We start from the raw sequence: 18360 nt of genomic DNA on the forward strand, positions 1-18360 counted from the left end.
GAGGATGGATGGAATGGTAAAATTAAAGAAGCGGATACTGATAGATTCTGAGGCTCCGAACGCTTCCACGGGTCTCATCAATGGAAGAAGTTCAAATATATTGAATTGGGACGATGTCAGGTATCCATGGGCTTACCCAAAATATAAAAGAATGCTCGGAAACTTTTGGACGCCTTTTGAAATCAATATGTCCAAAGACATTAAGCAATTCCCGAATCTGACTGAGCAGGAACAGGAAACATTCTTAAAGGTGATCGGTCTGCTTGCGCTGCTCGACAGCATCCAAACCGATTACGCAGGAAAGGTTGCCGACTACTTAACCGACTCCAGCCTCAATGCATTGATGATCATTCTGGCTCAGCAGGAGGTTGTCCATAATCACTCTTACAGCTATGTGCTGTCAAGCATCGTTTCCAAAAAGAAACAGGACGAGGTGTTCGATTACTGGAGAACAGAACCGACACTGCGGAAAAGAAACGATTTCATCACCAACGGCTACCAAGGATTTGTGGAGAATCCAAATATCGAAAACCTGCTCCAATCCATTGTATACGACGTTATTTTAGAGGGACTGTTTTTCTATTCAGGGTTCGCCTTCTTCTATAATCTCGCGCGTAACCAGAAGATGGTGGCAACCTCCACGATGATCAATTACATTAACAGAGACGAACAGCTGCATGTAGGGCTTTTTGAAAAAATCTTCAAAGAGCTTCTCCATGAAAATCCTGACCATGACACAAAAGAGCTCCAAACATTTGGCATGAAAGCCTTTAGACAGGCGGCAGAGCTGGAAATTGAATGGGGCAGACAGATAATCGGCGACAAAATAGAGGGGCTCCTCATGACTGATATTGAAGCCTATATCAAGTTCATGGCCAACAAAAGATCTCAGCAACTTGGGTTTCAAGCGCCGTTTGATGGACACCGTACCAATCCGATAAGATGGATCGTCGCCTATCAGGAAGTGGACATGGGAAAAACGGATTTCTTTGAGCAGAAATCCAGGCAATATACCAAAACGTCCGATGCTAATGGATTTGATGAGCTTTAAGCTTCTTAGGGTCATTAGTTGAGCCTTGATCAAAAGTGTGAATCTGAGCCAGGCTCAAAAGTGTGAATCTGAGCCAGGCTCAAAAAGGTGGAATTGAGCCAGGCTCAAAAAGGTAGATCTGAGCCAGGCTCTCAACCACAAAACAAAAAGGCGTATCCCAAAAGAGGGACACGCCTTTTAATTTTATTTAACCAGCTGCCGCACAAGCTCCTTATTCCGGTCTTTAAACACTTCATTATGCGACGATACCATCGCAAAGGCTCCAGCATCCGGTTCAATGAACTGCTTCGCTTTATTGACAGCATTGGCCGCGTCCTGGAACGCCCCTGCGATCAGATTTAGTTTTCCTTCATGCTTAATGATGTCTCCAGCGGCAAAAATGCCGGGAATGGAGGACTCACACATCGTGCTTCCCTCTATATAAAAGTTATCCATCATTTTGATGTTAAGTTCACTGTCAGTCAGAAGTGAGGCGTCTTGGTCAAACCCATGATTGATAATGACATCATCTATTGAGAGAGAGGAGGTTGCCTGGGTGACATTATTGAGAAGTTCAACCCGGTCAATGACATCTTCCCCATGTTTAGCAAGAAGCTTTGTTATGGAAGTATTCAAGAAGGTCTGAGCAGAGCTGTTCATCAGTTGTTCCACTTGGGCTTCATGTCCGCTCAACTGTCCTTTTCGGCAAGTGAGGTAAACCTGCTTTGCAATCGGGGTAAGTTCATTAGCCCAATCGATTGCAGAATTGCCTCCTCCGGAAATGATCACTGTGCGGTCTTTGAAATATTTCAGGGATTTCACTGTATAATGCAGATTAGAAATTTCAAATCGGTCCGCGCCTTCAATATTCAATTTCTGCGGCTGGAGGATCCCGCTCCCAACGGCGACAATAACCGTCTTGGAATAATGGACATTGCCCGACGCAGCTTTTAATAGAAAGAGTCCATCCTCGTCACGCGCAATGGAGACGATTTTCTCATTAAGTGCTACTTCCGGGTTGAAAGTCAGGCCCTGTTCGACGAGCTGGTCGATCAATTTTGCTCCAGGAGTAGGCGTCAGCCCGCCGACATCCCATATCATTTTTTCAGGATATACGTGGATCTTGCCTCCGAGTTGAGGCTGGAATTCAATAATTTTTGCCTTCATCCCTCTAAGGCCGCTGTAAAACGCCGAGTAGAGTCCGGCGGGCCCTCCGCCGATAATAGTTACGTCAAAGCATTCATTTTCCTTCATGACGACCGCTCCTCATTCTGTGATTTCTATAAAAGTGAGAATCCTTCTCAAAAAGAGATTGACAGAAAGTTTTAAAAGATTTATAGTTACATTGTACCGAAACTGATAATCATTATCAATGAGAAATTTTAAAACTACAGGAGGGTTAACATGGTTCGCCTTCATACTGACCAATTACATATAGGCTACGGTGAAAAGCTTATTGTGAAAGATATGTCGATTGAGATACCGGATAAAAAAATCACAACGATTATCGGATCGAATGGCTGCGGAAAGTCGACCCTTTTGAAAGCGTTAACGAGAATCATCCGTTTTCAAAGCGGCTCTATTGTGCTGGACGGCAAAAGCATTACCAAGGAGGATACGAAGAACCTGGCGAGAAAAATGGCCATCCTTCCGCAGAATCCTGAAAGTGCCGGCGGCTTGACAGTCGGTGAGCTTGTTTCATATGGAAGGTTTCCTTATCAAAGCGGATTCGGGAGATTATCCAAAAGAGATATAGAAGTGATTGATTGGGCATTAGAAACGACAGGAACTCTGGATTATAAATATCTGCCGGTGGATTCCTTGTCAGGAGGCCAGCGCCAAAGGGTTTGGATCGCGATGGCCATCGCCCAGGAAACCGAAATGATCTTCCTGGATGAACCGACTACCTATCTGGACATGGCTCATCAGCTGGAAATCCTCGAACTGCTGCAAAAGCTCAATGAGGAACAGGGACGGACGATTGTGATGGTCCTGCATGATATCAACCAGGCAGCAAGGTTCGCCGACCATATCATCGCTTTGAAAGAAGGAAATATCATTAAAGCAGGCAGCTGCGAAGAAGTGGTCACGAATAAAGTCCTGCAGCAGGTTTTTCAAATTGATGCTGTCATAGGACGAGATCCGCGTACAAACAAACCGATGTGCATGACTTATCATTTATTAAAGGGAGAAGATCATTATGAAAAAGTTAATTATGCCATTCCTGCTCTTGCTAGCGCTACTTCTTAGTGCTTGCGGAAATAATACTGGAAATGATGCAAGTGCAGACACTAAAGATAAAGAAACAAAAGAACCTGAAACCATCACTTATGAATCAGAGAACGGTCCTGTTGAAGTACCGGCAGATCCTCAGCGTGTCATCGTATTATCTTCTTTTGCCGGTAATGTCATGGCACTAGACGTTGACCTTGTCGGGGTTGATTCCTGGTCGAAGTTAAATCCGCGCTTTGATGAAAAGTTAAAAGGTGTGGAGGAAGTCACTGATGAGAGCCTTGAGAAAATCATCGAGCTTGATCCGGACCTGATCATCGGGCTTTCCAACATCAAGAATATCGATAAGCTGAATGAAATTGCCCCGACTGTCACTTTTACATATGGAAAAGTGGACTATCTGACTCAGCATGTGGAAATCGGCAAACTGTTAAATAAAGAAGAAGAAGCACAAAAGTGGGTTGATGATTTCAAAGTAAGAGCGAAAGAAGCCGGAGAAGAAATCAAAGCCAAAATCGGCGAAGATGCAACGGTCTCGGTTCTGGAAAACTTCAGTAAACAAATTTACGTTTACGGTAATAACTGGGGACGCGGAACAGAGATCCTTTATCAGGAAATGGAATTGAAAATGCCTGAAAAAGTAATCGAATCCGCTCTGGAGCCTGGCTATTATGCAGTATCCCTGGAAGTCCTGCCTGAGTATGCAGGCGACTATGTCATCCTGAGCAAAGACCCGAAACAGGACAATTCATTCATGGAAACCGATACGTATAAAAACATTCCTGCTGTTAAAAACAATCAGGTTTATGAAGTGAATATGATGGAATTCTACTTTAATGATCCTCTGACACTAGAATATCAATTGGAGACGTTCAAAGAGGTATTTTAATTGCTAAACGAAAGAGGAATTCTTCTCAGGAAGGATTCCTCTTTTGATTTTAGACGAAATGGATTTCCGCTCCGGGCGGACGACTTCCCGGGCCGGGCAGGAAATAGTCAGACTTCCGCTGTAAAAAGTAAAAAACAATAAAGCTATAAAGCCTTTAAACTATTGAAAAATTAAACCAATCCAAATACATAAAAAGAGATGATAGCCATGAAAAATGTATCTCAATCCATTAAACTTACATACAAATTCATCATTGGAGCGGCCATACTGCTGGTTTCTTTTACGGCGGCGATGGCGCTGGGAGCTGCTGATATAGGAATCAAAGAGGTATGGTCAGCAATCTTTGCTGTGGAAACGAATGAGTCCAACTCGATCATACGCGAAATCCGTCTTCCAAGGGAAGTGGCCGCCGTGGCGGTGGGGGCTGCCCTTGGAGTTTCAGGAGCAGTCATGCAGGGGCTGACCCGTAATCCTCTTGCTGACCCTGGACTGCTTGGGTTGACTGCGGGGGCAAATGCAGCCCTTGCTTTTACATTGGCCTTCCTTCCATATGCGAACTATTTTATTATTATGATTGCCTGCTTCATTGGCGCCTCACTGGGAGCTGTTCTGGTCTTTGGCTTGAGCGCTGCCAAAAAGGGCGGCTTTTCTCACCTGCGGATTGTGCTGGCAGGAGCTGCGGTGTCTGCGTTCTTATATGCTGTGGCAGAAGGAATCGGACTTTATTTTAAAATTTCTAAAGATGTGACGATGTGGACGGCAGGGGGTCTGATAGGGACAACCTGGTCCCAGCTGAATATTATTGTTCCGTTTATTGCTTTGGGCACGCTGATTGCCTTTGCTTTATCTAAACAGCTGACAATTCTCAGCTTGAATGATGAATTGGCAGTCGGGCTGGGACAAAACGTTGCACGCGTGAAAGGGATTCTGTTTGTGGTCACGACTCTCCTGGCTGGCGCATCCGTGGCGCTTGTAGGGAACCTTGCTTTCATTGGACTGATGATTCCGCATATCGTCCGCGCTTTTATCGGGACGGACTATCGCTTCATTCTGCCGATGTCAGCACTGATCGGAGCTTCGTTCATGTTGTGGGCTGACACTCTCGGACGGACAATCAATATGCCGTATGAAACGCCGGTTGCAGCCATCATTTCCATTCTTGGTCTGCCTTTTTTCATATTTATAGTCAATAAAGGAGGCAGAGCATTCTCATGATTCATCCTTCTGTAATCAAGAAACAGCGCCGTGTTATGGTGTTCTTAGTGCTTCTTATAATCTTCACAGCTATCATTGGAATGGGGATGGGCTTCTCCACTCTGTCATATGGCCGTCTGCTTCCCACATTTCTTGGGCAGGGGACGTTCAAGGAAGAGTTTGTCCTGTTTTCTGTAAGGCTGCCGCGTATCGTCATTACCCTGCTGGCAGGGATGGCTTTGGCAGTCTCGGGGGCAATCCTGCAGAGTATCACAAGAAACGATCTGGCTGACCCCGGCATTATCGGGATTAACTCCGGAGCCGGAGCTGCCATTGCTGTCTTCTTTTTATTCTTTCCGATAGAAGTTGGGAAATTTGTCTATGCCATTCCATTGATCGCTTTCGCGGGGGCTTTTTTAACCGCAGGCCTTATATACTTGTTTTCGTACAAGAGAACGACCGGCCTTCAGCCTATACGCCTGGTATTGACCGGGGTCGGCTTCTCAATGGCCCTCTCAGGAACGATGATTGTCCTGATATCTTCTGCGGAACGCGAGAAAGTCGACTTTATCGCAAGATGGCTGGCCGGCAATATTTGGGGAGGGGATTGGCCGTTTATATTGGCCATCCTGCCTTGGCTGGTCATCCTGATCCCTTTCACCCTTTATAAAGCGAACAAGCTGAACTTGCTGGGATTGAATGAGCCTGTTGCAGTGGGAGTGGGAGTGTCTCTTGAAAAAGAAAGATTCATTCTTCTATTGGCAGCTGTAGCGCTTGCGGCCGCAGCGGTCTCCGTAACGGGAGGAATCGCATTTGTCGGCCTCATGGCTCCTCATATCGCAAAAGCTTTGGTAGGGCCGAGGCATCAATTGTATCTTCCTGTAGCCATTCTTTCCGGCGGCTGGCTGCTGATGTTTGCCGACACCATCGGCCGCAATCTTACCGACCCTGACGGCATCCCCGCAGGCATCATGACAGCCTTGATTGGCGCACCATATTTTATGTATTTGCTGATGAAAAAAATATAGTTGCAGAAAAGAAGCAGAATCCATTTGGGGTTCTGCTTCTTTTTTTAAGGGTCTTGAAAACCATTGGTATGCCGGGGTTCAAAAGAGACTAAAACGTGGTATTAAAAATCTTCCATCATGGAAGAAAATAAAGGAATTTCTCCACTTTTTTCAGCTGTTTTCAGTGCTTTTTTTAAATGGCTGTTTGCTCAAAGGTTGTGGTTGTTATAAAAGTAATGGATTTCCGCTCCAGGCGCACGACTCCGCGGGGCGGGCGCCTGGCCTCCTCGGCTTCGCCTGCGGGGTCTCACCTGTCCCGCTAGTCCCGCAGGAAATCGTACACCTTCCGCTCCAATCCTTCTACCTAAAATTAGTAGGAGGATAAAATACCATTCGAAAGCAACAACCTTTCAAAAAACAACCCTTGTCACAAACAAGATACCGAACAGGTTTTGAAAAAGATAATAGGAAGATTTGCAGAGGACAACAAGGCTATTTGGACTAGATAACACAGCGGTTAAGGAAAACTAAGTATATTGAATTACTTAGAACAATTGAACACAAAAATTCCACCTGATCTGATCAGAAATAGGACTTAAAGTGATGAGGGAGTTCGGGCTCTTTAAGGTATGTACATTAGGCATTTGCCGGCATATACAAAACCATAAAGATATAATTATACAAAAAAATGCATATCCAATTTTGTGATACTTTTTATCTATCCTTTAAAAAACGGTTGATTATGTATAAAAATTCAGTATAATTAATTTTAATTCATTATAACTGGTGGAAGGGGAGTTCTGTTCGTGAAGAAGGAAAAGATTGTACTGGCTTATTCCGGAGGACTGGATACTTCGGTTTCAATTAAATGGATACAAGAAAAGTATGGGTATGATGTCATCGCTTTGGGGCTTGATGTCGGTGAAGGGAAGAACCTTGATTTTATAAAAGATAAGGCACTTCAAGTTGGAGCTGAGAAAGCGTATATGGTCGATGCAAAGGAAATGCTCGCTAAGGAATATATCCTGCCGGCACTGAAAGCTAACTGTTTATACGAAGGCAAATATCCTTTGTCTTCAGCCTTGTCACGTCCCCTGATTGCTAAATTGCTTGTTGATGTAGCGAAGCAGGAAGGAGCAGCAGCGGTCGCCCATGGGTGTACGGGAAAGGGAAATGACCAGGTGCGGTTTGAAGTTTCCATCAATGCTCTTGCGCCCGAAATGAAAGTCATTGCTCCTGTAAGGGAGTGGGGGATGACCCGGGATGAGGAGATTCATTATGCACAGCAAAAAGGGATTCCGATTCCAGTCAACTTGGATAATCCATACTCCATCGACGCAAATATATGGGGCCGCGCATGTGAGGCAGGTGTGCTTGAAGATCCATGGGCGGAAGCACCTGAGGGAGCATTTGACTGGACGAATCCAATTGAGCTGACACCTGATCAGGCAGAAAATATTGAAATCGATTTTGTGGAAGGAGTTCCTACAGCGTTAAATGGTGAAAAAATGGAGCTTGTACCGCTCATTGAAACCTTGAATGAACTTGGCGGCAAACATGGAATCGGAAGGATTGACCACATTGAAAACCGCCTCGTGGGAATCAAATCGCGTGAAGTTTATGAGAACCCTGCGGCTTTAATTCTGATAAATGCCCATAAAGAGCTGGAGTTTCTGACCCTGCCCCGTGAGATCACTGCTTTTAAAACAACGGTTGACGCACAGATGGCAAAGCTGATTTATGAAGGCTTATGGTACTCACCATTGAATAAAGCACTTCAAGGATTTATTGACGAAACACAATCAGTCGTCACTGGGAAGATCCGCATCAAGCTTCATAAGGGGACACACTTTGTGACAGGGCGCCAATCCGCACACAGCTTATATAACGAAGAGCTTGCCACCTATTCCAAAGGAGATGCCTTTGATCATAATGCGGCAGTTGGCTTTATAAAACTATGGGGATTAACGACAAAAGTTTACTCTCAGGTAAATAAAGAAACCGATATAGGCAGTGCAGTCTTACACAGTTCCACTGGGTCATAGGAGAGCAGCTTTCGAATCAGGAGGTAGATGAAAAAATGACAAAACTATGGGGCGGACGATTTACGAAGGAGACTAACAAATTGGTGGAGGAATTCACCGCATCCATTTCGTTCGATCAAAAGCTCGCACTTGAAGATATTGAAGGAAGTCTCGCTCATGCCAAAATGCTGGGTGAATGCGGAGTCATTCCTCTTGATGACGTCAAGTCGATTAGTGAGGGGCTCATACAGATAAAGAAAAAATAGAGACCGGAACTATGGAATATTCTGTGGAACATGAAGATATCCACATGAATATTGAGAAACAGTTAATCGATTTAATCGGTCCTGCAGGGGGAAAGCTTCATACTGGCAGAAGCCGGAACGATCAGGTTGCAACAGATATGCATCTTTATCTTAACCGGAAAACAAAGCATATAATCGAACTCGTCAATGCTGTCCAGGAGGCACTGCTCATTCAGGCACAGGACAATGTTGAAACCATCATTCCCGGCTATACTCATTTACAAAGAGCGCAGCCCGTTTCATTCGCTCATCATCTGTTGGCCTATTTCTGGATGTTCCAGCGGGATAAGGAGCGATTGCGGGACAGCCAGAAGCGGGTTAATTGGTCGCCCCTTGGAGCGGGGGCTATGGCAGGAACCACATTTCCAATTAACCGTGAGCGTTCAGCTGAACTTCTAGGGTTTGATTATGTATATCCCAACAGCATGGATGCGGTCAGTGACAGAGACTTCATTGTCGAATTCCTATCAATCGGTTCGTTGATCATGACACATATTTCCCGGTTGTCTGAGGAAATGGTGATTTGGTCGAGCCAGGAATTTCAATTCATAGAGCTGGATGATTCGTTCTGTACGGGATCGAGTATCATGCCGCAAAAGAAAAACCCAGATGTTCCTGAACTTCTTCGTGCCAAAACCGGCAGAGTTTATGGAAACCTGATCAGCCTGCTGACTGTCTTGAAGGGTCTGCCGCTCTCCTATAACAAAGACATGCAGGAAGACAAAGAAGGAATGTTCGACACTGTTGATACATTAGAAGGGTCGCTGGGATTACTTGGCCCGATGATTGAAACAATGGTGGTTAACAAGGAAGCTATGCGGGAAGCGGTCAGCCAGGATTTTTCAAACGCAACCGATATAGCCGATTATCTCGTCACCAAAGGGGTTGCCTTCCGTGATGCCCATGAAATCATCGGAAAGATTGTCCTTTATGCGCTTAACGAGAATAAGTTTCTCCTGAATCTGAATATGGAAGAATTCAAGCAGTTCAGCCCGTTGTTCTCAGAGGATATTTATACGGTACTCTCTCCGGAACATGTGGTGGGCGCAAGAAAAAGCTATGGCGGCACCTCGCCTTCACAGGTTAGGGAGCAGATCAAATTGGCAGAGGAAAAGTTGATTCCGCATTTATAAATTTAAATAACAAAACGCCTCCACTCAAGAATGGAGGCGTTTTGCATTATCTTAGCCAAATAGAATCAAGCACCTGTTTCAGACGGGCTCTTCTCATCATCAAAATCCGGTGCTACGGCCTTCCTGATAAAGAGTGCAGTGATAAAGGCAAGGGCAGCAAGCCCCAATGCGAACCAATAAGCATGGTGGACACCATAGGTCATGGCCTGGTTAGCTACTTCCTCGGTGACATTTGTTTTCCCTTCAAGGTAGCTGGCCTCACCCTGTGTCATGATGCTGACAAAGATGGAAACACCCAGCGCCCCGCCGATCGGCTGCAGCGTATTGGCAATCGCCGTGCCATGCGGATACAAGTTTTTCGGCAATTCATTCAGCGCATTAGTCTGGGCAGGCATCATAATGGCTGATATGGCAAGCATCAACAGCATATAAGCCAGAACGAACGACCAGATCGGAACTGAAGGGTTTATATTGCTGAAGAAAATCATGACTCCCAAAAGTGTCAAGGTACCAGGGATGATCAGTTTCCTTGGACCATACTTATCAAAAAGCGATCCCATGACAGGCGACATCAAGCCGTTCAGCAATGCTCCGGGGAGCAATAGCAGGCCGGCCAATTTCGCGGAGTATCCAAGCGGTCCTTGCAGATACATCGGCATCACGATTTCTGAAGCAAACATAGCCATGACGACAATGACAAATATGATGATTCCGCGTGCGTAGCTTTTATACTTGAAGACCCGGACATCGAGCAAGGGCTGATCAAGTTTCAGTTGTCTTAACGTAAACACAATGATGCTGATGATACTGACAGAAAGAATGGTGATGATCCTGACAGATGTAAAGCCGGCACCCTCTTCACCGGCACTGCTGAATCCATACACAATGCCCCCGATTCCGATGGAAGACAGGATGATCGACAGTATATCTACACTTGGTCTTGTGACCTCCCCGACATTCTCTAAATATTTAATCGCAAACAAAATGGAGAAGACGGCAAATGGAATCACTGTAATGAACAACCAGCGCCATCCGAGTAAGTCAACAATCACTCCAGATAAGGTAGGGCCGATTGCCGGTGCGAACATAATGACAAGCCCGAACGTACCCATGATTTTTCCGCGGACTTCAGGCCGATACAGCAGAAGCAGGGCATTGAAGATGACCGGAATCAGTAGTCCGGTTCCGACAGCTTGGATCATCCGGCCCGTCAACAACATGGGAAAATTCAATGCCGAAGCGGCAATGATGGTTCCGAGCAGGAATATCGACATGACCCCTATGAACATCTGTCGTGTCGTGAACCACTGAATCAGAAGCGCGGATATCGGCATCAGCACACCCATGACAAGCATAAAGCCTGTAGCCAGCCATTGGACCGTCGGCGCATCCACACTGAAGACGGTCATTAACTCTGTAAGAGCGATATTCAGCAGGGTTTCATTCAAGATGGCAAAGAAAGCACCTATCATGAACGTGACGAGTATCGCCTTGGAATTTATCTTTTTTTCCATAACAGTTCCTCCAAATCTATAAATACACTTCTATATAATCGTTCATTTAGCTGAAATTCTCAAGTGATTGAGATGAAAAGCTAAAATCCTGAAACCAATCGGGATGCCCGCCGTATATAAGGTAGATAAATAAACCAACAATTTTTTAAAAATTTATAGGAAAGAAGGAGTGCACTCATGAAGGATCAGCAGTTTGTGGATATTGCCTTGCAGGAGAATCATTCTTTGGCGGAGGTTCTGCAGCAAATCGTAGAAAATAAAAGGGAAGAAATAGGTTCACATGATGTTACGGTACAGGAAGTCATACCGACTGGTGAATATCGGTATACCGTCATACTGAATACGATTGTTACCCCCTATTAAGACAGGAGAGAGATAGATGTTTGGTGAAAAGGCTAAATGTTCGGTATGCGAAAGGGAGATCGAGGGAGAGGAAGAAGTATATGTCAAGATGCGCTGGCCGAAACGAAAAGGCATGACAGAGATCAAAGCCTACCTGAAAAACGAAGGGAAATTTATATGCCAGTCGTGCTTTAAAGAAGGCAGAAAAAGAGAGGTTTAATGTGAACGGAATCTTGATGATTTCTATGTTGCTTCTTTTGGGAGGATGCATTACCTTTACACTGGTGCTTGCTGCAAAAGCTCTGCATAACTATTTTCACCAAAATAAAGGGCTGGATAAAAATACCGGGTTTGTCATATGCCCTGCGTGCAAAACAAAAAATAAAAGGCAGAGACACGGCCAGCAGTGCCAAAAATGCTATACACAATTTTAATAGTTTTTTTCCATTATAGAAGCCTGCACAATTCGTGCAGGCTTCTTTTTGTTCCATGTATTAGCGGCTGCTGTTGTTGTTGCTGCTATTGTTGTTATTATTGTTGTTTTGACGGCTTCTGGCTTCTCCGCCTTTTTCACCGATTTCCTGGTAGAATTCTTTGTCGTGATTCTGGGAAGTAGCTTCTCCGCCCTTTTGGCCGATTTCCTGATAGAATTCCTTGTCATGGTTATTTGAAGTAGCTTCTCCGCCTTTGCGGCCTGCTTGTTCCACTGACATTTTGCCATGGTTGTTATTGTTGTTGTTTGTAGCCATTGTAACTCCTCCTTAAATTTTAAAAATAGTTTTTTCCATCTAAGACGATTACACCAGCATTTACAAAAGGCATTCATGGGATTGAATTCTGCCTTTGCTTCTTTTTTCCCCCTCTTCTTCTCTTTAAACAAGGTGGGATTAATTGGTAATTAGTTTTCGGAAATACCCCGGCACTAGTTTACTGCGCCGGGCCTGTTCGTTACACCCATTTGACAATATCATCAAAGGATCTTCTGGTTTTAGGATGGGGGTCTTCAGTGCGGTAACCGAATGCCGCCATAACGGAAATGCTGAAGTGTCCGCTCTCAAGAAGACCTTCTTCAGCTAATAGGGTATTCATTTTCTTGATATTAAAGCCCTCGATAGGACAGGAATCAATCCCGATCTGGGCGGCAGCTGTCATCATATTTGCCAGGGCGATATAGGTTTGTTTCGAGGCCCAATCGTAAAGGGGGCTGTCTCCCTCTAGAAGGTTAAAGTCTTCTCTTTGGAATTCCTCGATTCTGCCTAAGAATTTATCCAGAAACTCTTCCGGAATCTTAGAAACATTTTTCAGCTGGTCTTTCAAATAGTCAGAATCGTATCTTGTATCCTCTTTGGTTCTTGCCAGGATGATGACAAAGTGGCTGGCTTCGGGAAGCTTGGTGTAGGCACCCCAGGCAACATTTTTAATTTTTTCACGAAGGCCGGGATCCTGTATGACCAGAAAACGCCACGGCTCGAATCCAAATGAACTGGGAGAAAGGCGTCCGGTTTCCAAGATGAAACGGAAGTCATCCTCAGAAATTTTCTTGTCAGGGTCAAATTGCTTTGTCGCATGCCTGAAATGAAAGGCATCAAGAATCTGCTGTTTCTTTTCCTCATTGTTTTGCATTTTGTCATCTCCTTTTGTCATTAATCTTTAATAAAATAACACAGAGGGTGATATCCATTCAGGAAATCAGCTCAGGCAGAATACGAAAATGGTAAGCACATTGGTTGTCGAGCGGGACTCAAAAACGCTAAAATTATTACGGCATTCGAAATAACTTTACAGCGTTTTCTTTTATAACGCTGGGGGAATTATATATACGTTTAACTGCGGAAGGTAAGCAAAAGGGGGAGGACGATGGAGAAACCCGAAACTAGAGAGGAACAGGAATTTAAAATTGTGCCGATTGTCGCCATTTTGATTTCAGGTGCATTTGCAGCGATCTTAAATCAAACTCTTTTGGCTACGGCACTGCCCCACATCATGAGGGATCTTGATTTAAGCGCTAATACAGCACAATGGCTGACGACTGTATTTATGCTAGTGAACGGAGTGATGATCCCCATTACAGCTTTTCTCATCGGCCGGTATACTACACGGCGGTTGTTTTTGACTGCGATGGGGTTATTTGCGGCAGGGACATTCATTTGCGCAATCGCCCCCACCTTTTTCTTTCTTATGATTGGTCGAATTGTGCAGGCGTCGGGTGCCGGAATTATGATTCCATTGATGCAGACGGTGTTTTTTGTCATCTTTCCAGTTGAGAAGCGTGGATCCGCGATGGGGTTGTTCGGATTGGTCATTTCTTTCGCTCCGGCAATTGGACCGACATTGTCCGGTTACCTTGTCGATCAATATCCTTGGCGGGTTCTCTTTTATGTTGTACTGCCAATAGCTATCATTGATTTTATCATTGCTTTTTTTGTATTGAAAAATGTAACGAAACTAACGAATCCAAAGCTGGATGTACTATCCATCATCCTTTCCACGCTGGGATTTGGAGGGATTCTGTATGGCTTCAGTACGGCTGGTACCACGGGCTGGGGAAGTGGCCAGGTGCTCCTCTCCTTGCTGCTTGGAAGTGTCATTCTATATGTTTTTATCAAAAGACAATTCAAGCTGGAGCAGCCCATCCTTGAATTCAGGGTGTTCAAGTTCGGGATTTTCACTCTGGCAACCATCATCGGCATGATCATGTTTATCGCGATGATTGGAGGGGCGACCATCCTGCCGATTTATATGCAGAACATGCAAGAGTTTTCCGCTTTTGAATCAGGACTTATGCTCCTGCCGGGAGCGTTGATCATGGGGATCATGAATCCTGTCAGCGGCAGGATTTTTGATAAATTCGGTGCCAAAATGCTCGCCATCGTCGGACTGACCATTGTGACAGTTTCAACCTTTTTCTTTACCAACTTGACGACTGAAACGTCCTTTACATACATGGCAGTTGTCAACGCAGTAAGGATGTTCGGTGTTGCTCTGGTGATGATGCCTGTCACCACAGCCGGTCTTAATCAACTGCCGCCGAGCCTGATTCCGCATGGTACTGCTATGAATAACACCATGAGGCAGATTTCAGGTTCTGTAGGGACAGCCCTGCTGGTCACCATCATGACAAACAGTGCTCTCAACCCTTCAGAATACGGAATGGAGGGGCTGGTACACGGTGTCAACGTTTCCTTCATCGCTGCCGGAGCCGTGGCAGGAATAGGCATCATCCTGTCATTCTTTTTGAGGAAAACGACCCCTGCGGAGGAGTAATGTGTGACAGTCACGCACCGATATATGTCGAATTTGCGAGTGTGAACCCTATGGTTTTGCACTCGTTTTTTCAGTATCCATATTGCTTTTGGGTTACTTGATTACAATGATTTTCTATTAAAACATCCGATTATATAAACTGGCTCGCCTGTCGGTGATTGTATCCATGATTCGTTTTACTTCGATATCTTCTGTCTTCTTAAAAAAATTCTTCATCTTTCGTTTCATGCTTCATCTCTCCTTTCTACCACTAGTGTAGCCAGAAACACGCTTGAAATTAACATTCGCCAGGATGGTTTTTCATCAGGCTTCAGAAGGAGAGTACTTCAGCCATAGCCAAGCTCAAAATTGAGGCCATCAAAATAAATGAAACTAAAACTCTGCTTCAACCGTATATATAATAAGCAAAATAACTTAACTCCTGGAAGGAGAAACATATAACATATGGGAAGCATTTTTTTATTTTCAATTATAGTGGGTGTGATCATAACGGTGCTGCTGGTGCCGCTTCAGGGCGGAAGGGCCGGGAAGAAGGAGAAAAGCCGTTTTAATGCCGCAGGAATGGCAGCGGTACTTCTCATCACGGTTGCAGCAACATTCGTATTTTATTACCTAAGCAATCTGGATCGTAACTTTTCATCTATGTGGATTTTTCTGATTATTGCTTCAGGTGCAGGAGCCTTTTTGGCTGCAGGGAAGGAGCGGTTGATTAAGAGCTCTGTGTTTTTAGTAACCCTGCTGGCAGGCGCCTACCTGCTGACTGCATTCCTTTTCAATGCGGATGAAAAATTCGAGTCAGCCAAAATGGATGTGAAAACGGAAATCGAAGCATTCGATGAGCAAAAGACACCGGCCAGCGTGCCGCCGAAATTCGCCCGCAATAAAATGAAGAAGGCCTTTGGACAGGTGCCAAACACAAGCTATTATGAGCTCGGAAACCTGCAGATTCAAAAAGTGAACGGCGAATATGTCTACATCGCCCCAGTGGAATTTTCAGGGTTTTTCAAATGGTTCAAGGGAGACGAAACACCTGGTTATTTCACCATCAGCGCAACAGATTCATCAGCAAATCCAAAGTTTGTGAAGGAAAAGATGGTCTATACACGGTCTTCCTACTTTCATAAGAACATCGAGCGCCATATCCGGATGAACTATCCGAAGCAGATATTTAACGGCGATGTGCAGCTGGAAGTGGATGAAAACGGCAAGCCGTATTATGTCCGCACTTATGGGAAATTCATCTCTGCCAGGAACGGCTTCGAGGCGGATGGCATCGTCATTGTCGATCCGCAAAATGGAAATGTGAAATCGTATAAACTGGACGATGCACCTGAGTTCATCGATGGCGCTGTATCGCCTGAAGCCGTCAGTCTGCAGAACAGTTATTACGGAAACTATGTCAAAGGCTTCTGGAACAGTCTGTTCGGAAAATCCGATGTAAAGCTTCCATCAGATGAAGGAACAGAGGCAAACGTCAGCCCGATTTTCGATGAAAACGGAGAAATGTTTTACTTTACAGATTTCACCTCACCAAAAGAAGGCGTAGACAGCATGCTTGGCTATTCCTTAACGAACTCGAGGACGGGGGAGGCAACCTTCTACACAGGCAATCTGGAAAAATCGTACATGGACTCACAAGGGAATCTCCAGATTATCGAGAAGAAATTCATTGAAAAGAAATGGGGCGGGGAAATGCCGATCCTGTATAATTTCTATGGTGAAGCGAGCTGGCTGACACCGGTGCTGGACGCCAATGGCTTCCTCCAGAATTACTTTATCGTTTCAGCCGCTAATCCGGAAATCTCCGTCTATGCCAACACGCCGAACCAGGCTCTTAAGCTGTATAAAACAGCCCTGCAGCGGGGAGGCGGAAGCGTCAACGGAAGCGGAGAGGCAGAAGAAAAACAGGTCAGCGGAACTGTCTCACGGGTATATAAAGAAAAAACAGGAGACTACACAACGGTTTTCTTCCTGCTGGATAGCGGAAACAGCTACACCGTTTCCTCGGAAAACAACCCGATGAGCATCTACCTGAAAGAAAACGACAACGTAATCGTCACTTATCTTGACACAGGGGAAAGCTTCCTGCCTGTTCGGGAAATGGAGATAGAGGGGCTGGAGTAATTCGGGTGCCAGGTACTACCAATGAACAGAGCCAGCAAAATGGTTTTGGGTGGTACCTGGCTTTTGTTACGGTTGTCTTGAATATTCCTGTTTATATATGGGGCTTCGGCTTTGCCTGAAGGGGTTTGCTGGCTAATCCCCCTGCTTCAGGGGCTTTTTGCGGATTTAGCATAGTGTTTATGGAGTAATCACCCTGCTTTAGGGGGGTTTTTGCGGATCTAGCATGGTGTTTATCGGCTAATCACCCTGCTTCAGAAGAATTTTCCGGATTTAGCATGGTGTTTATGAAGTAATCACCCTGCTTCAGAAGGCTTTTTGCGGATCTAGCATAGTGTTTATGAAGTAATCACCCTGCTTCAGATGGTTTTTTCCGGATTTAGCATAGTGTTTATCGAGTGATCACCCTGCTTCAGGGGATTTTTCCGGATTTAGCATGGTGTTTATCGGCTAATTACCCTGCTTCAGAGGAATTTAACGGGATCTAGCATGGTGTTTATGGAGTAATCACCCTGCTTCAGAGGGCTTTTTGCGGATCTAGCATGGTGTTTATGGAGTAATCACCCTGTTTCAGAAGGTTTGTTCCGGATCTAACATAGTGTTTATGGAGTAATCACCCTGCTTAAAAAGATTTATCAAACTTAAAGGGGCTCACTTGCCCGCTAATCCGGCAAATATATCATACTGCCGCTGCAATCCACTCCATAACATTTAAAACCCTCACCAAACCTTGATTCTAAAAAGGTTTGGTGAGGGTTTTTTGCTCATACATCCTTTAATAATACCAGACCGCTTACGCTTTTGTTGCCGTCCAGCTTCAGCGGCCAAGGGTCCGTACCCACCGGAACGGACAAAGCCCCTCGGGGTCAAATAACCCTCAGAGAATAAAAGAAAGAGTGCATTTTTTTCTCTGAGGAACAGTCGCCTGTCGGGGCTGACCAGGCCGCTTGTGCTTTTGTCGCCGTCCAGCTTCAGCGGCCAAGGGTCCGTACCCACCGGAACGGACAAAGTCCCTCGGGATCAAATAACCCTCAGAGAATAAAAAGAAAGAGCGCCTTTTTTTCTCTTAGGAACATTTGCCTGTCGGGGCTAAGCAGGCCGCTTACGCTTGTGTGCGTCCATCCCCCTGATCTTCATCCTCGGCTGGCATCTCTTGTTCTTCATGAAATTCAACTTCGGTCTGCCCGGTTACCTGGTCAAACGGTGTGTAGAAAAGGGAGAGACTTTTTTTCTTTAAAAAAACTTTATAGAAACCAATGGATACAAGCACGATGATGGCTGCAGGGAAAAAGACGGCCATGATGG

General features: G+C 45.1%; 14 protein-coding genes and 2 pseudogenes. 11 read left to right on the top strand and 5 right to left on the bottom strand.

Going from position 1 to position 18360, the window contains the following annotated elements; genetic code table 11:
- The first annotated feature begins 13 nt into the window (after positions 1-13).
- Positions 14-1051, top strand: coding sequence for a ribonucleotide-diphosphate reductase subunit beta (locus B9Z54_RS02500; RefSeq protein WP_113926947.1), 1038 nt, complete (start codon positions 14-16; stop codon positions 1049-1051).
- Between the two features lie 183 nt (positions 1052-1234).
- On the opposite strand, the gene B9Z54_RS02505 is transcribed toward B9Z54_RS02500, so the two are convergent.
- Positions 1235-2284 carry an NAD(P)/FAD-dependent oxidoreductase gene (locus B9Z54_RS02505; RefSeq protein ID WP_113926948.1) on the bottom strand — a complete coding sequence of 350 codons (1050 nt, stop codon included), beginning with the start codon at positions 2282-2284 and terminating at the stop codon, positions 1235-1237.
- Positions 2285-2434: 150 nt separating this feature from the next.
- On the opposite strand from B9Z54_RS02505, the gene B9Z54_RS02510 reads away from it, so the two are divergent.
- From B9Z54_RS02510 to argH, 6 genes and pseudogenes are all read left to right on the top strand, one after another.
- Positions 2435-3280 carry an ABC transporter ATP-binding protein gene (locus B9Z54_RS02510; RefSeq protein ID WP_113926949.1) on the top strand — a complete coding sequence of 282 codons (846 nt, stop codon included), beginning with the start codon at positions 2435-2437 and terminating at the stop codon, positions 3278-3280.
- The gene (locus tag B9Z54_RS02515) at positions 3231-4151 is read left to right on the top strand and encodes an iron-hydroxamate ABC transporter substrate-binding protein (protein WP_113926950.1); all 921 of its coding nucleotides are present in this window, start codon (positions 3231-3233) and stop codon (positions 4149-4151) included. The genes B9Z54_RS02510 and B9Z54_RS02515 overlap by 50 nt, the downstream gene beginning before the upstream one ends.
- Positions 4152-4358: 207 nt before the next feature.
- Positions 4359-5366, top strand: a complete 1008-nt coding sequence (locus B9Z54_RS02520) for a FecCD family ABC transporter permease (RefSeq protein WP_113926951.1) — start codon at positions 4359-4361, stop codon at positions 5364-5366.
- Positions 5363-6373 carry a FecCD family ABC transporter permease gene (locus B9Z54_RS02525; RefSeq protein WP_113926952.1) on the top strand — a complete coding sequence of 337 codons (1011 nt, stop codon included), beginning with the start codon at positions 5363-5365 and terminating at the stop codon, positions 6371-6373. Before B9Z54_RS02520 ends, B9Z54_RS02525 begins: the two co-directional genes overlap by 4 nt.
- Positions 6374-7158: 785 nt before the next feature.
- Positions 7159-8397 carry an argininosuccinate synthase gene (locus B9Z54_RS02530; RefSeq protein ID WP_113926953.1) on the top strand — a complete coding sequence of 413 codons (1239 nt, stop codon included), beginning with the start codon at positions 7159-7161 and terminating at the stop codon, positions 8395-8397.
- 35 nt (positions 8398-8432) lie between these two features.
- Positions 8433-9814: pseudogene (gene argH, locus B9Z54_RS02535) on the top strand (argininosuccinate lyase).
- Between the two features lie 65 nt (positions 9815-9879).
- Here the strand turns inward: argH and B9Z54_RS02540 are convergent.
- Positions 9880-11328 (bottom strand): MDR family MFS transporter, encoded by a 1449-nt coding sequence (locus tag B9Z54_RS02540; protein ID WP_113926954.1) that lies wholly within the window; start codon positions 11326-11328, stop codon positions 9880-9882.
- Between the two features lie 177 nt (positions 11329-11505).
- Here B9Z54_RS02540 and B9Z54_RS02545 point away from each other — a divergent pair, with 177 nt between their 5' ends.
- Together B9Z54_RS02545 and B9Z54_RS02550 are read left to right on the top strand one after the other, a co-directional pair.
- On the top strand, positions 11506-11691 hold the full coding sequence (locus B9Z54_RS02545) for a hypothetical protein (protein WP_113926955.1): 186 nt from the start codon (positions 11506-11508) through the stop codon (positions 11689-11691).
- Between the two features lie 16 nt (positions 11692-11707).
- On the top strand, positions 11708-11890 hold the full coding sequence (locus B9Z54_RS02550; RefSeq protein WP_113926956.1) for a Fe3+ hydroxamate ABC transporter substrate-binding protein: 183 nt from the start codon (positions 11708-11710) through the stop codon (positions 11888-11890).
- 316 nt (positions 11891-12206) lie between these two features.
- Here B9Z54_RS02550 and B9Z54_RS02560 read toward each other — a convergent pair.
- A pseudogene (locus B9Z54_RS02560) lies at positions 12207-12419 on the bottom strand (KGG domain-containing protein); the annotation flags it as partial.
- A 199-nt stretch (positions 12420-12618) separates the two neighbouring features.
- A complete protein-coding gene (locus B9Z54_RS02565; RefSeq protein ID WP_113926959.1) occupies positions 12619-13293 on the bottom strand; it encodes an NAD(P)H-dependent oxidoreductase in 675 nt (224 codons plus the stop codon).
- Positions 13294-13527: 234 nt separating this feature from the next.
- On the opposite strand from B9Z54_RS02565, the gene B9Z54_RS02570 reads away from it, so the two are divergent.
- Together B9Z54_RS02570 and B9Z54_RS02575 are read left to right on the top strand one after the other, a co-directional pair.
- Positions 13528-14934 carry an MDR family MFS transporter gene (locus B9Z54_RS02570; RefSeq protein WP_113926960.1) on the top strand — a complete coding sequence of 469 codons (1407 nt, stop codon included), beginning with the start codon at positions 13528-13530 and terminating at the stop codon, positions 14932-14934.
- Positions 14935-15378: 444 nt separating this feature from the next.
- Positions 15379-17058: a sulfite exporter TauE/SafE family protein gene (locus B9Z54_RS02575; RefSeq protein WP_113926961.1), complete on the top strand. Its 1680-nt coding sequence runs from the start codon at positions 15379-15381 to the stop codon at positions 17056-17058.
- 1099 nt (positions 17059-18157) lie between these two features.
- Here B9Z54_RS02575 and B9Z54_RS02585 read toward each other — a convergent pair.
- Positions 18158-18355, bottom strand: a complete 198-nt coding sequence (locus B9Z54_RS02585) for a DUF3951 domain-containing protein (RefSeq protein WP_113926998.1) — start codon at positions 18353-18355, stop codon at positions 18158-18160.
- Between the last annotated feature and the right edge of the window lie 5 nt (positions 18356-18360).

Source organism: Bacillus sp. P14.5 (assembly GCF_003316765.1).
Lineage (GTDB): Bacteria > Bacillota > Bacilli > Bacillales > Bacillaceae_B > Rossellomorea.

Coding starts and splice junctions, on each gene's coding strand:
- B9Z54_RS02570 (WP_113926960.1), top strand. CDS start 13,528: ATGGAGAAACCCGAAACTAGAGAGGAACAGGAATTTAAAATTGTGCCG.
- B9Z54_RS02500 (WP_113926947.1), top strand. CDS start 14: ATGGTAAAATTAAAGAAGCGGATACTGATAGATTCTGAGGCTCCGAAC.
- B9Z54_RS02565 (WP_113926959.1), bottom strand. CDS start 13,293: ATGCAAAACAATGAGGAAAAGAAACAGCAGATTCTTGATGCCTTTCAT.
- B9Z54_RS02540 (WP_113926954.1), bottom strand. CDS start 11,328: ATGGAAAAAAAGATAAATTCCAAGGCGATACTCGTCACGTTCATGATA.
- B9Z54_RS02585 (WP_113926998.1), bottom strand. CDS start 18,355: ATGGCCGTCTTTTTCCCTGCAGCCATCATCGTGCTTGTATCCATTGGT.
- B9Z54_RS02550 (WP_113926956.1), top strand. CDS start 11,708: ATGTTTGGTGAAAAGGCTAAATGTTCGGTATGCGAAAGGGAGATCGAG.
- B9Z54_RS02575 (WP_113926961.1), top strand. CDS start 15,379: ATGGGAAGCATTTTTTTATTTTCAATTATAGTGGGTGTGATCATAACG.
- B9Z54_RS02505 (WP_113926948.1), bottom strand. CDS start 2,284: ATGAAGGAAAATGAATGCTTTGACGTAACTATTATCGGCGGAGGGCCC.
- B9Z54_RS02525 (WP_113926952.1), top strand. CDS start 5,363: ATGATTCATCCTTCTGTAATCAAGAAACAGCGCCGTGTTATGGTGTTC.
- B9Z54_RS02520 (WP_113926951.1), top strand. CDS start 4,359: ATGAAAAATGTATCTCAATCCATTAAACTTACATACAAATTCATCATT.
- B9Z54_RS02510 (WP_113926949.1), top strand. CDS start 2,435: ATGGTTCGCCTTCATACTGACCAATTACATATAGGCTACGGTGAAAAG.
- B9Z54_RS02515 (WP_113926950.1), top strand. CDS start 3,231: ATGAAAAAGTTAATTATGCCATTCCTGCTCTTGCTAGCGCTACTTCTT.
- B9Z54_RS02545 (WP_113926955.1), top strand. CDS start 11,506: ATGAAGGATCAGCAGTTTGTGGATATTGCCTTGCAGGAGAATCATTCT.